Source organism: Mesorhizobium sp. Root157, from assembly GCF_001427385.1.
Taxonomy (GTDB): domain Bacteria; phylum Pseudomonadota; class Alphaproteobacteria; order Rhizobiales; family Rhizobiaceae; genus Mesorhizobium.
This window is the reverse complement of record NZ_LMGJ01000034.1, coordinates 151,284-163,885: the sequence shown is the minus strand read 5'-3', so window position 1 is coordinate 163,885 and position 12,602 is coordinate 151,284. Positions and strand designations below refer to the sequence as shown.

General features: G+C 60.3%; 13 protein-coding genes. 4 read left to right on the top strand and 9 right to left on the bottom strand.

All coding sequences use genetic code 11. From position 1 onward, the window contains the following. Nucleotides 1–73 precede the first annotated feature (73 nt). From ASD64_RS16390 to ASD64_RS16365, 6 genes are all read right to left on the bottom strand, one after another. Complete coding sequence (locus ASD64_RS16390; protein WP_056106945.1) at nt 74–616, bottom strand: MerR family transcriptional regulator; 543 nt, start codon at nt 614–616, stop codon at nt 74–76. Between the two features lie 193 nt (nt 617–809). Further along, on the bottom strand, nt 810–1,133 hold the full coding sequence (locus tag ASD64_RS16385) for an integration host factor subunit alpha (protein ID WP_056106943.1): 324 nt from the start codon (nt 1,131–1,133) through the stop codon (nt 810–812). Between the two features lie 99 nt (nt 1,134–1,232). Next, nucleotides 1,233–2,204 (bottom strand): beta-ketoacyl-ACP synthase III, encoded by a 972-nt coding sequence (locus tag ASD64_RS16380; protein ID WP_056106941.1) that lies wholly within the window; start codon nt 2,202–2,204, stop codon nt 1,233–1,235. 7 nt (nt 2,205–2,211) lie between these two features. Then, complete coding sequence (gene plsX / locus ASD64_RS16375) at nt 2,212–3,282, bottom strand: phosphate acyltransferase PlsX (protein ID WP_056106939.1); 1,071 nt, start codon at nt 3,280–3,282, stop codon at nt 2,212–2,214. 99 nt (nt 3,283–3,381) lie between these two features. Next, on the bottom strand, nt 3,382–3,930 hold the full coding sequence (locus tag ASD64_RS16370; RefSeq protein ID WP_056106937.1) for a YceD family protein: 549 nt from the start codon (nt 3,928–3,930) through the stop codon (nt 3,382–3,384). Between the two features lie 12 nt (nt 3,931–3,942). Next, complete coding sequence (locus ASD64_RS16365) at nt 3,943–4,479, bottom strand: ubiquinol-cytochrome C chaperone family protein (RefSeq protein ID WP_056106935.1); 537 nt, start codon at nt 4,477–4,479, stop codon at nt 3,943–3,945. A gap of 121 nt (nt 4,480–4,600) precedes the next feature. Here ASD64_RS16365 and ASD64_RS16360 point away from each other — a divergent pair, with 121 nt between their 5' ends. Next, entirely contained in the window at nt 4,601–5,113 is a 513-nt protein-coding gene (locus ASD64_RS16360) for an outer membrane protein assembly factor BamE (protein WP_082550027.1), read from the top strand. Nucleotides 5,114–5,430: 317 nt separating this feature from the next. Here the strand turns inward: ASD64_RS16360 and ASD64_RS16355 are convergent, their stop codons facing one another. The 3 genes from ASD64_RS16355 to ASD64_RS21120 form a co-directional block, all read right to left on the bottom strand. After that, nucleotides 5,431–5,814: a hypothetical protein gene (locus tag ASD64_RS16355; protein ID WP_244480820.1), complete on the bottom strand. Its 384-nt coding sequence runs from the start codon at nt 5,812–5,814 to the stop codon at nt 5,431–5,433. A gap of 66 nt (nt 5,815–5,880) precedes the next feature. Then, the gene (locus tag ASD64_RS16350; RefSeq protein WP_056106929.1) at nt 5,881–7,260 is read right to left on the bottom strand and encodes an aspartate aminotransferase family protein; all 1,380 of its coding nucleotides are present in this window, start codon (nt 7,258–7,260) and stop codon (nt 5,881–5,883) included. A 57-nt stretch (nt 7,261–7,317) separates the two neighbouring features. Beyond that, nucleotides 7,318–7,476, bottom strand: coding sequence for a hypothetical protein (locus ASD64_RS21120; RefSeq protein WP_156460190.1), 159 nt, complete (start codon nt 7,474–7,476; stop codon nt 7,318–7,320). 135 nt (nt 7,477–7,611) lie between these two features. On the opposite strand from ASD64_RS21120, the gene ASD64_RS16345 reads away from it, so the two are divergent. The 3 genes from ASD64_RS16345 to ASD64_RS16335 all read left to right on the top strand — a co-directional run bounded on the left by ASD64_RS16345 (nt 7,612) and on the right by ASD64_RS16335 (nt 12,590). After that, the gene (locus ASD64_RS16345; RefSeq protein ID WP_056107174.1) at nt 7,612–9,177 is read left to right on the top strand and encodes a trimethylamine methyltransferase family protein; all 1,566 of its coding nucleotides are present in this window, start codon (nt 7,612–7,614) and stop codon (nt 9,175–9,177) included. A gap of 75 nt (nt 9,178–9,252) precedes the next feature. Beyond that, on the top strand, nt 9,253–11,823 hold the full coding sequence (locus ASD64_RS16340; RefSeq protein ID WP_056106928.1) for a GcvT family protein: 2,571 nt from the start codon (nt 9,253–9,255) through the stop codon (nt 11,821–11,823). Further along, nucleotides 11,820–12,590, top strand: coding sequence for an NYN domain-containing protein (locus tag ASD64_RS16335; RefSeq protein WP_056106926.1), 771 nt, complete (start codon nt 11,820–11,822; stop codon nt 12,588–12,590). The genes ASD64_RS16340 and ASD64_RS16335 overlap by 4 nt, the downstream gene beginning before the upstream one ends. Nucleotides 12,591–12,602: the final 12 nt, after the last annotated feature.

The window sequence follows — 12,602 nt, the reverse complement described above, 5'->3', positions numbered from 1 at the left end:
ATGCGGAACCAAGCACCCACTCTCTCTGTTTGCTTAGCCGTATTTATCGACGCTTGGTGTATGCGAAAATGCGCTACCGCACCTGATCCAGCAGGCGCTTGCATTCCAGGAGGTCGAACAATGCCTCCTGCAGCAAGGCGCGATTGTCACGTGATAGCTTGCCGCCGTCGGCCTGCACTGGTCCTTCGTCTTCCGATTTGCCAAGCCCGAAGAAGCGGCGGCTCGGCTTCACCTTGGGCTGCCCCACCAGCATCTCGTCGTCGTGGCCACGCGGTTGGGCGGCCGGCGTCAACGCAACGGCATCCGCCTGTTTGCGTTGGGCGATGGCTTCCACTGCCGCCATGTCGCCACTGCCGATGGCTACAAGAAATTGATTGCCGTTTTCGCGCAGCAATTTCTGCACGCCCTTGATCGTATAGCCCTGGTCGTAAAGCATGTGGCGGATGCCCTTGATCAGGTCGACATCCTGTGGCCGGTAATAGCGACGGCCCCCGCCCCGTTTCATCGGCTTGATCTGATTGAAACGCGTTTCCCAAAAGCGCAGCACATGCTGCGGCAGATCCAAATCCTCCGCCACCTCGCTAATAGTGCGGAAGGCATCCGGGCTCTTGTCCATGGCCAGTCCTCGCTTTACGCGTTCAGCGGAAACGGCGCCCGATCCCGTGGAAGTCACGCAACTGCGAATCGACAGGAAGGCACGACGCTCCGCGAACAGAGCCTCATTTCAATCCTTTATGGAACAACATTCAAGCCCGGCTTGAATGCCGGACGGCCTTTTCAACCGCTGCTTCATCCGAACGGCAGCTTGTCTACTTGCTGCCCTTGCTCTTGCTGTTCTGGTGGGAGCGCAAAATCCGGCTCTTGAGTACATTGGACGCCTTGAACGTCATCACCCGCCGCGGCAGGATCGGCACTTCTTCACCGGTTTTCGGATTGCGGCCAATGCGTTCATTCTTGGAACGCACGTGGAAAGTGGCAAAAGAAGACAGCTTTACCGTCTCGCCACGCACAATGGCTTCGCAGATCTCGTCAAGGACTGCTTCCACGAGTTCGGCTGACTCGGTTCTCGACAGGCCAACCTTGCGGTAAACAGCCTCGGCAAGGTCAGCACGCGTAAGAGTCTTTCCCCCCATCCGACCGTCCCATCAGCTCAAAACATCATTCAATACAAGCGACGGCGGAGCCTAAGTAATTGATCCGTAAAGGTCAAGGACCGATCCACCACTCTGCGCCTACCAGCGCACGAGAACCGCACCCCAGGTGAATCCACCACCCATCGCCTCCAATAGCACAAGGTCGCCACGCTTGATACGACCGTCTGCGACAGCGGCGGACAAGGCCAGCGGCACGGACGCCGCCGAGGTATTACCGTGGACATTGACCGTCACCACCACCTTTTCGTCGGCAATCCCGAGCTTCTTGGCCGAAGCGTCAATAATCCGTTTATTCGCCTGATGCGGCACGAACCAGTCGATGTCCTCAGCGGTAACGCCGGCTTGCGAGAACACCGCCTCGATCACGTCGGTGATCATGCCGACCGCGTGCTTGAACACTTCGCGGCCTTCCATCCTGAGATGGCCGATCGTGCCGGTCGTCGACGGCCCGCCATCGACAAAGAGCTTGTCCTTGTGCTCGCCGTCGGAGCGAAGGCTTGCCGCCAGCACGCCGCGGTCCGCGATCGAACCCGCGCCATCGGCAGCCTCCAGCACAAGAGCGCCCGCCCCGTCGCCAAAAAGCACGCAGGTCGAACGGTCGCTCCAGTCGAGAATGCGAGAAAACGTTTCCGAGCCAATGACCAGCACCCGCTTGGCCATGCCGCCGCGAATATAGAGGTCCGCCGTGGTCACGGCATAGACAAAGCCGGAGCACACCGCCTGCATGTCGAAGGCGAAGCCATGCCGCATGCCAAGCCGGTTCTGGATTTCGACGGATGTCGCCGGGAAGGTATTGTTGGGAGTGGACGTCGCCAGCACAATCAGGTCGATATCGGCAGGCGTCAAGCCGGCTGCGTCAAGAGCAGCGCGCGCCGCCGCCTCGCCAAGCGAGGCCGTGGTTTCGTCATCGGCCGCGATATGGCGCTGCCGGATGCCGGTACGTTGGGCGATCCATTCGTCGGACGTCTCGACCATACCTTCGAAATCGGCATTCTTCATGATGCGGCGGGGCAACGAGGACCCAATGCCGCGCACGACTGATCTGATCAAGGTATACCTATCCTTCTTCGCCGGTTTCGACGACCGATCTTTTTGTTTCAGGCTTGTGCGGGTTGCGCGCATGGAACAGGTCGAGATCGGCCTCGATCCGGTCCAAGAGCCGGTTGCGGATCATGTCATAACCAAGCTCGACCGCCGCTGCAAACCCCGTCGAGTCGGCGCCGCCGTGACTTTTCACCACAATGCCATTGAGGCCAAGGAAGACACCGCCGTTGGAGCGGCTGACGTCCATCTTCTCGCGCAACAGGTCGAACGCGCCCTTGGCAAAGAAATAGCCGATGCGGGCCATCAGCGTGCGGCTCATGGCGGCCTTGAGGTAGCCGGCGATCTGGCGCACGGTCCCCTCGGCTGTCTTCAATGCGATGTTGCCGGAGAAGCCTTCGGTCACTACGACATCGACGATTCCCTTGCCGATGTCGTCACCTTCGACAAAGCCGCGATATTCCATGAATGCCATGTCGGCCTCGCGCAGCATGCGCCCGGCCTCCTTGACCTCCTCCTGCCCCTTGATCTCTTCGACGCCAACATTGAGCAGGCCAACGGTCGGCCGGGTGATGCCGAAGATCGAGCGGGCCATGCCCGTGCCCAGGATGGCGAAATCGATCAGCTGATGCGCGTCGGCGCCGATGGTGGCGCCGACGTCCAGCACCACGCTCTCGCCGCGCACATTCGGCCAGATCGCGGCGATGGCGGGCCGATCGATGGTCGCCATGGTGCGCAGGCAGAATTTCGCCATCGCCATCAACGCACCGGTGTTGCCGGCAGATATGCAGGCATCCGCCGCCCCGCTCTTGACCGCTTCGATGGCCTTCCACATCGACGACTTCCAGCGGCCGTGGCGCAGCGCCTGGCTCGGCTTGTCGTCCATCTTGACCGCCACTTCGCAGTGCACGAATTCGCTGATGGCGGCCAGCTTCGGAAATTTGTCCAGTTCCGGCCGCACGATATCCTCGTGCCCATAGATGATGAAGCGGATGTCAGTGCGCCGGGTTGCGACAGTCATGAGAGCGGGGATAACCACGCTCGCACCGTGGTCGCCGCCCATGGCATCGATAGAAATTGTGATCACGCGGTAATTATCTCACGATTCATCTGGGCTGCACCGAGTGCCGGCGAAAATAGCGTTTTTGGCCGAGCGCACAACCGGCTTTTGTCACACAGGGGTGTTTCAGGTCTTTCCAAGGAGTCCGCGCAACTTTTTCTGGAATTCGGTTTCTTCCGCTCCGTCTTCACTCGAAACCTCAAGCAAAACCTCGGGCTTGCGCGGATAAGGATCGATGGCAAGGCCAAAGAATTGTTCTGCAAGTTCGCCGGCGTCAATCGTATCGCCTGAGAACAGTTCGGGGCTGTCCGGACCATCCGCATCGACCATGATCTCCCCCCCGACATCAAATCCGAGCCGTCCAAGTTTTGAATCATCCGGAAGGAACAGTCCTTCGACGGCCTCCTCGATATGAGCCTGGATCGGTTCCAGCGATACCACGCAGGCCTGTGTGATATCCGCCTCAACCGTTCCAGTGATCTTCACACCGTGGCGCTTCCATGCTGTCACCAGCAAATCCACCCGATAGGATTCGACCGACAACAGTCCATGCGCCCTCGCCAGAGCCTCGCGCTGGGCCTCGTCCGCCTCGAATACCAAAGGCAGCCCGTTTTGCGGCAGGCGTGCGACATGCGCTTCGAGGGAAACCGGGCTTCTCGCGTCTTCCTGCTTCATCGGAACAGTCTTTCAGGCGGCAACTGGAAAGGTCAGCTTGCCGGCGCATATGTCATCGGACGGTTGCGATGCAAGGCATTTAACGGCACTCATCATATAGGAGGCAAGATGCAGGGCCTCAGGCCACGCCTGAACGTCCGGCCTGACATTGCGCACAAGTGAGGCAACCAGCGCAGCCTCGTCGCCGCGTTCCAGTGCATCGGCGTAGGCAGCGGTGCGGCCATAGTACATCTTGGCGAGCTTCTTCATGCGCTTGGGAACGCCGACATCGCTGATCCCCAATTCCCGCAGCGAATGGTCGACGTCGAGAAAGAACTCGTCGATCAGCACCTGCGCGACAGTGGCCGAAACGCCCCCTTCCCCATATACGCGATGCTGAAACAGGAACATGTGCAGCGCAAGCATCTCGAATCGTCCAAGCGGCGTGTCCGGCACATTCCAGTGCGAATAGAATGATGGCTGCCGCGCGGCTGCCACGATTTGACCGTACAGCGCCTCGGTGATTGCGCGGTTTGCTTGGCGCTCGCGGCCGAAGAGGCGCTGGAACATCGGAGACGGTCTCCCGAGACCTTGATTGTTGGGGCGCCGTGTTGCATCGGCGGCAAAGCTGGTTTACCGCTTTTGCCACTCCGCGCAAGCGGCGTGCAAGACTGATTGGATGGAGTTGTCGTTGCGCGTGCAGAAAATCAAGTCGACGTTTTCGTCGCGCCCCGCCCAGTTGATTTCGCTGCTGGCGGTAGCTGTCGCGCTGTCTGCATGCAACACCTCGAAGATGGTTGGCGATTTAAACCCACGAGATACTCTGCACCAGGGTTACGTCGTCGACCAGCAGTCGCTCGATCTCGTACCCGTCGGCTCCAGCCGTGAGCAAGTGCTGCTGGCACTTGGCACGCCTTCGACGACAGCAACCTTCGACAACGAGGTGTTCTACTACATCTCCCAGACCCGCGAGCGGGCCGTCGCCTTCGCCAAGCCGAAGCTGGTCGATCAACGCGTTCTCGCCGTCTATTTCGGCACGGACGGCCGCGTCACCAATATTGCCAACTATGGCCTCAAGGACGGCAAGGTCTTCGACTTCATCTCCCGCACGACGCCGACAGGAGGCAAGGACATGAACTTCCTGGCCCAGGTCATCAGCGGTGCAGGAAAGATGTCGCCGGGCAATGTGCTGGGGGGTCTCTGACGCCTCAGGCGTCCATGCGCAAGTGCTGCGCGGACATGGACGCAACGAGAGCGAGGCCAGCAGTCTAGCTAAGTCGCTAAAATCACCGCAAATTTAGGTTTGCTTAAGCTCTCGATAACCGGGTGGTAACGATGTGCCTGTAGAACCGGTCGCAAGGCGGGCATCCGCCCGGCGCTCCGGATCAGGTCTCGCGTACCGGAGCCCGTAAAAGTCGAACTTGTACGTTTCGCATGTGCATCAGTAGCGAAACGCCGTGCGTATCTGGCAAAACCGCGTTCCCAAAAGGAGCGCGGTTTTTGCGTAAGATCGACCAGAAATCAGATCGAACGACACGAAAGACGTCGGAAATTGGCCTTGACCCGACGGCCCGCCGGACGAAGTGCCGCCCCCATTGCGCGTTCCAGCGCGAGTTGGGTGAGTGCCGTTGGCGAACGCCCTGCAAGTACTTGAGGCCAGAAATTTAACGTCGAGCCAATCAACGAAAGCTGGGCGGCCAACGCGCCCTCCATGGTTGCAGCCGTCTTTTCCGAGATTGCCCGCAGTGTTTCACTGCCCCAGCCCATTTCACTTTGCGATTCCGCCGCCATGATCGGCAGCCGCAACGCTACGACCATCGGAGCTAGCATGAAGCCTTGGGCGCCACCGGCAAGGCGGGCGGCACCAACTGTTGCCTTAAGCATGGATTTTCCTTTCGCGACCAAGCCGCAGACAACGCCGTGACCGGCCGATCGTTCCGGCCGGTCACATCTTTTAGGCAATCTGCAAATTTAGGCCTTGTGCAAATCCTTTGCCGCCAGATCGAGTGCCTTGGCTATGCGTTCGCAGGCCATGTCGATGGTTGCCCGCGTCCAGATCAGCGGCGGCGAAAGGATCATGGTGTCGCCGGTAGCGCGCAGCATCATGCCGTTGGCAATAGCATGATCGCGCAAGACCACGGCAGCGCTGCCCGCCGGTGCGAAACGCTCCTTGGTCGCCTTGTCCTTGACGATCTCGATCGCACCCATGAGGCCGAACGAACGGACTTCACCTACCAGCGGATGGCCTGCGATGCGCTCCTGCAGGGCTTGAGCGAAATAAGGGCCGGTGTCGGTCTTAACGCGCTCAACCAGTCTCTCCCTCTCGATGATATCGAGATTGGCCAGAGCCACCGCGCAGGCAACCGGATGCCCGGCATAAGTATAGCCGTGGGCGAACTCACCGCCCTTTTCGACCAGCGTGGCGGCGATGCGGTCGCCCACCAGCAAGGCCGACAGCGGCTGGTAGCCGGATGTCAACGCCTTGGCGGTGGTGATTGTGTCCGGCTCGATGCCGAATGACTGAGCGGCGAACCATTCACCGGTGCGCCCGTAACCGGTGATGACCTCGTCCAGCATCAGCAGAACGTCGTATTTGCGGCAGATGCGCTGGACTTCCGGCCAATAGCTCATCGGCGGAATCTTCACGCCCCCTGCCCCCATGATCGGTTCGCCGATGAAGGCCGCGACATTATCCTGCCCGGCCTCGAGGATGGCATCTTCGACGGCTTTCGCCGCGCGCAGGCCGAAATCATGGTCGCTCTCACCCGGCCGCGCCAATTCATAGGCATAAGGCATCATCACATGGACGATGTTCGGCACCTCGCCGCCCAGTTGCTTGTGCATGGCATCCATGCCGCCCAGCGACGTACCGGCAACCGTCGAGCCGTGATAGGCGTTCTTGCGCGAGATGATGCGGTTCTTCTCGGGTTTGCCTTCCAGCATCCAGTAGTAGCGCACCAGCCTGAGCGCGGTGTCGTTGGCTTCCGAACCGGATGAGCCGAAAAACACCTGATTGACGGTCTTCGGTGCGATTTCGGCCAACCTCTTGGCCAAAAGGACCGGCGTCGGCGTCGAGCATTTGAAGAAGGAGTTGTAGTAGGGCAGTTCCTTCATCTGCTTGTAGGCGGCCTCCGCCAGTTCGTCGCGGCCATAGCCGACGTTGACGCACCAAAGGCCCGCCATGCCGTCAAGGATTTCGGCGCCTTCCGAATCGTAGATATACGGACCTTCGGCCCGCGTGATGATGCGTGAGCCCGCGGCCCTCAGTTCCTTATGGTCGGTGAACGGATGCAAATGATGCGCGGCATCGATTTGCTGAAGCTGCTTCAGCGAATAATTCTGATAGGTCATTTTTGGTGGCCTTTCCTCTTCAAATCGTTCCGGCAAGCTTTAGGCCGGGGCGGATCGTCAGAGGGCGAAAGGCGGGGAGTAGCCGATGCGGGCGCACAGGCGCAAAAGCTCGGCATGACGCGTGCGCGGCGAAGGCGTCGCGGCGATCAGAAGCTTGCGCGGTTGGACGTTGAACACACTCATGCCGCCCACTGTAGCCGAGACGTGCCGCTTCATTCAAGCGCGGTCCGAAAGGTGCGAATTTGGCGAAAAGTCATGTCGCTTTGTTCGCCCTAGTGGTCGCCGCCTCCGCAATGACAGCCGGGAGACCGGTCCATTATGGCCTCAATCGCATATGCAATGAGGACTGCCATGACTGCCGCGCTACATCCCGCCGAACCGGTAACAGCAAGACGCGGCGGCCGTGCAGGCAAACGGGCCAGCGGTGCCGCCACCTTCGAGCAACTCCCGTTTCGCCAGCTCAAAATCCCCTTCCAGCCGACAAAATTGATCTCCGACGATGAGTTGGAATCGATCCACCTCGCCTCATTGCGGGTGCTGAAGGAGATCGGCGTCGAAGTGCTGCACGACGAAGCGCGGAACATCATGAAACGAAACGGCGCCGAAGTGAGCGAAGGCTCGCAACGCGTGCGCTTCGACCCTGACATGATCCTGGAGTTCATCGCGTCAGTTCCTTCGGAGGTTACGCTGCACGCCCGCAACCCCGAGCACAATGTGCGCTTCGGCGGCGACAACATCATCTTCGCGCAAATGGCCTCGGCCCCGAACTGCTCCGACGTCGATCGCGGGCGGCGGCCCGGCAACCAGCAGGATTTCCGCAATCTGGTGAAACTGGGCCAGATGCACAACATCCTGCATGTGACCGGCGGCTATCCGGTGGAACCGGTGGATATCCATCCCTCCGTCCGCCATCTCGAATGCCTGCGCGACTTCGCCACGCTCACGGACAAGGTGTTTCATTGCTACTCGCTGGGCAAGGAACGCAATGTGGACGGCATGGAGATCGCACGCATCGCGCGCGGCGTGTCGATGGAGCAGTTCATCGAAGAACCGTCAGTGCTCACCATCATCAATACGAATTCGCCGCTCAAGCTCGATATCCCGATGATGGAAGGCATCATCCAGATGTCGTCGCTCGGGCAACTCGTGGTCGTTACGCCTTTCACTCTGGCCGGCGCGATGGCTCCAGTGACCGTTGCCGGAGCGCTGGTCCAGCAGAATGCCGAAGCGCTTGCGGCAATAGCCTTCAGCCAGATGTTGAGAAAGGGCGCTCCTGTCGGCTATGGCGGCTTCACGTCGAATGTAGACATGAAATCGGGCGCTCCCGCCTTCGGCACGCCGGAATACATGAAGGCGCAACTTGTCGGCGGACAATTGGCGCGCCGCTACAACATCCCCTACCGCACCTCCAACGTCTGCGCGGCCAATACGGTCGACGCGCAAGCGGCCTATGAAAGCGTATTTTCGCTCTGGGGGTGCATCCAGAGCGGCGGCAACTTCATCAAGCACGCGGCCGGATGGCTCGAAGGCGGGCTTACCTGCTCCTACGAAAAGACCATCCTCGATATCGATCTCTTGCAGATGGTGGCGGAATTCCTCACACCGCTCGACCTGTCCGAGGACGCACTTGCCATCGACGCCATTCGCTCCGTCGGCCCCGGAGGCCATTTCTTCGGCACCCCACATACGCAGGAGCGCTACAAGACCGCCTTCTACCAACCGATCATCTCGGATTGGCGCAACTACGAAACATGGGCCGAAGCGGGCCGTCCGACGGCCATAGACCGGGCGAACCGCCTGTGGAAGCAGCGCCTGGCCAGCTATGAAGAGCCCTACATGGACCCTGCCATTCGCGAGGAACTGGATGCCTTCGTCGCAAAGCGCAGGGCCGAAGGCGGCGCGCCGACGGATTTTTAGAAATTCCTGATCGGCGCCCTTCCGAACCAACCCTTCTATCCTTGACTCAATTTCAAAACATTCGGATCCATCTACATGAAATCTCACGCAAAAGCGGTTGTCATCGGCGGCGGCGTCGTCGGTTGTTCGGTTCTCTACCACCTGGCCAAGGCCGGCTGGACGGACATCATGCTGATCGAGCGGTCGGAACTGACCTCCGGTTCGTCCTGGCATGCCGCCGGCGGCTTCCATACTTTGAACGGCGATCCCAACGTCGCCAAGCTGCAAGCCTACACGGTGCAACTCTACAAGGAGATTGAGGAACTTTCCGGACAATCCTGTTCGCTGCACCTGACCGGCGGCGTGATGTTGGCGGATTCACCGGAGCGCATGGATTTCCTGCGTCTGGCCCACGCCAAAGGCCGTTATCTCGGCATGGACACGGAATTGATCACGCCGTCCGAAGCCAAGGCCATGTTCCCGTTGATGGACGAAAAGCACTTCGTCGGCGCGATGTGGGATCCGGTGGAAGGGCATCTCGACCCTTCCGGCACCACTCACGCCTATGCCAAGGCGGCGAAGAAACTGGGTGCTGACATCGTGTTGCGCAACCGCGTCCTGGAACTGACGCAGGAGCCGGACGGCATCTGGAACGTGGTGACCGAACAGGGCACGGTGAAGGCCGAGCATGTCGTGAACTGCGGCGGCCTGTGGGCGCGCGAGGTCGGCCGCATGGTCGGCATCGAACTGCCGCTTTTGGCCATGGAGCACATGTACCTGCTCACCGAACCGATGCCTGAAGTCGAAGCCTTCAACAAGGAAACCGGCCGCGAGATGGTCGGGGTCCTCGACTTCAAGGGTGAGATCTATACCCGCCAGGAGCGCAACGGCGTACTGCTCGGCACCTATGAGAAGGCGTGCAAGCCGTGGTCGCCTGTCAACACGCCGTGGGAATTCGGGCACGAACTGCTCCAGCCCGACATCGACCGCATCGCGCCCTCGCTGGAAGTGGGCTTCAAGCACTTCCCCGGTATCGAGAAGGCCGGCATCAAGCAGATCATCAACGGGCCCTTCACCTTCGCACCGGACGGCAATCCGCTGGTCGGGCCGGTGCCGGGCCTGACCAATTTCTGGTGTGCCTGCGCAGTCATGGCGGGCTTCAGCCAGGGCGGCGGCGTGGGCCTGGCGCTCTCGAACTGGATGGTCAATGGCGATCCGGGCTTCGACGTGTGGGGCATGGATGTCGCACGCTTCGGCGAATGGGCAACGCTGCGCTACACCAACGCCAAGGTACGCGAGAACTATTCGCGCCGCTTCTCGATCCGCTTCCCCAATGAGGAACTGCCGGCCGCGAGGCCGGCACAGACCACCCCGCTCTACGACACCATGGTCGCCAACAACGCGGTGATGGGCGATAGCTGGGGTCTGGAAACGCCATTGTGGTTTGCGCCCAAAGGAACCGAGCCGAAGGACATAGTCTCTTTCCGCCGCTCCAATGATTTCGAGCATATCGGCAATGAGGTGCGGGCGACCCGCGAGCGTGTCGGCGTCACCGAAATCGCCAACTTCGCCAAATATGAAGTGACCGGACCCGGTGCGGAAGATTTCCTCAATCGGTTGATGACCAACCGAATGCCCAAGGCCGGCCGCATCGTGCTCACTCCGATGCTCAACGAATTTGGCAAGCTGATCGGCGACTTCACCATCGCCAAGGCGGCGGAGGACCGCTTCATGATATGGGGTTCGTCGGCGGCCGCCAGATATCACATGCGCTGGTTCGGAAAGCATCTGCCCAAGGACGGAAGCGTGCGCATCCACCGCTTCGACCAGACATTGGTAGGCCTCTCCATCGCCGGTCCAAAATCGCAAGCGCTGCTGCAGAAGCTAGTCGATGCGGATGTTTCGTCGAAGGCATTCCGCTTCATGGATTTCCGCGAAATGGCGGTCGGGCGCGCGCCGGCAATCGTCAACCGCATCACCTATACCGGCGATCTCGGCTACGAAATCTGGATGGCCCCCGCCTATCAGCGGCTGGTTTACGCCGCGATCAAGCAGGCCGGCGCAGAGTTCGGCATTGTCGATTTCGGCATGCGCGCTTTGCTTTCGATGCGGCTGGAAAAGAATTTCCCGACATGGTTCCGCGAACTCAGGCCGATCTATGGGCCGTTTGAAGGCTCCATGGACCGCTTCATCAAGCTGGAGAAGAACGATTTCATCGGCCGCGAAGCGGCAGCGAAGGAACACCAGGCCGGGCCCAAGCTACGCCGCGTTTCGTTCGTCGTCGATGCTACCGATGCAGACGTGATGGGCGACGAACCGATCTGGGCCAAGGTCTCTAAAGATTTCGGCACCGTGGAATCGCCGCATGGCTATGGCGCGCCGCGCTTCGATCATTCCGGCAAGGAAATACGCGGCTCCACGGCAGCCAAGGGCGCCTCAAGCGTGCGCGGCATCACCGATGGCGAGTGGCGCGTCGTCGGCTGGGTAACATCAGGCGGCTATGCCCACTATGTCGGAAAGTCGATGGCGCAAGGCTATGTCCCGGCAGCATTGGCCGAAAACGAGAGCAATGGGCTGTTCGAGATCGAAATCCTCGGCGAACGCCGCTCGGCCCGCATCAATGTCGAGCCCCTGTTCGACCCGAGCGGTGAGAAGATGCGGGCATGACGAATTCCACTGCCAAATTGTCGACGCGTCCTCCCCGGCTCGCCGTGTTGATCGATGCAGACAACACGTCGGCCAAGATCGCTAGTGGGCTGTTCGAGGAGATCGCCACGATCGGCGAGGCCAGTGTGCGCCGCATCTACGGCGATTTCACCAGTACCCGCTCGAAAGGCTGGACAGAGGTCTTGTCTACCTATGCCATCGTGCCACAGCAGCAGTTCGCCTACACGATAGGCAAGAACGCGTCCGACATCACGCTGGTCATCGATGCGATGGATCTCCTGCACAGTGGACGCTTCGACGGCTTTTGTCTTGTCTCGTCAGACAGCGACTTTACACGGCTCGCTTCTCGCATTCGCGAGGAAGGTGTCGACGTCTACGGATTCGGCGAACAGAAGACCCCGGAGAGCTTCCGCCAAGCCTGTCGCAGATTCATCTACACAGAAAACCTTTTGCCTACCGCTGCAGCCAACACCGACGACGCGGCGCGCCCTGCACCGTCGCTGCACCCGCCGAGCGCGGCCGTCCCGGTTATCAAACGTGCGATTGCCCAGGTCGAGTCCGAGGACGGTTGGGTTGCATTAGGCACCGTCGGCAACCAGCTTGCGAATCTGGCACCGGACTTCGATCCGCGAACCTTCGGCTTTCGAAAGCTCAGCGACCTGGTTCGCAAAACTGGAGCCTTCGATGTCGATCAACCCAAAGACAAGGCGATGCGCATTCGTCTCAAGGCTCCCTCGCCCAAGAAAAAATCGGACAAATCCGCGTGAACTCGAACTTCG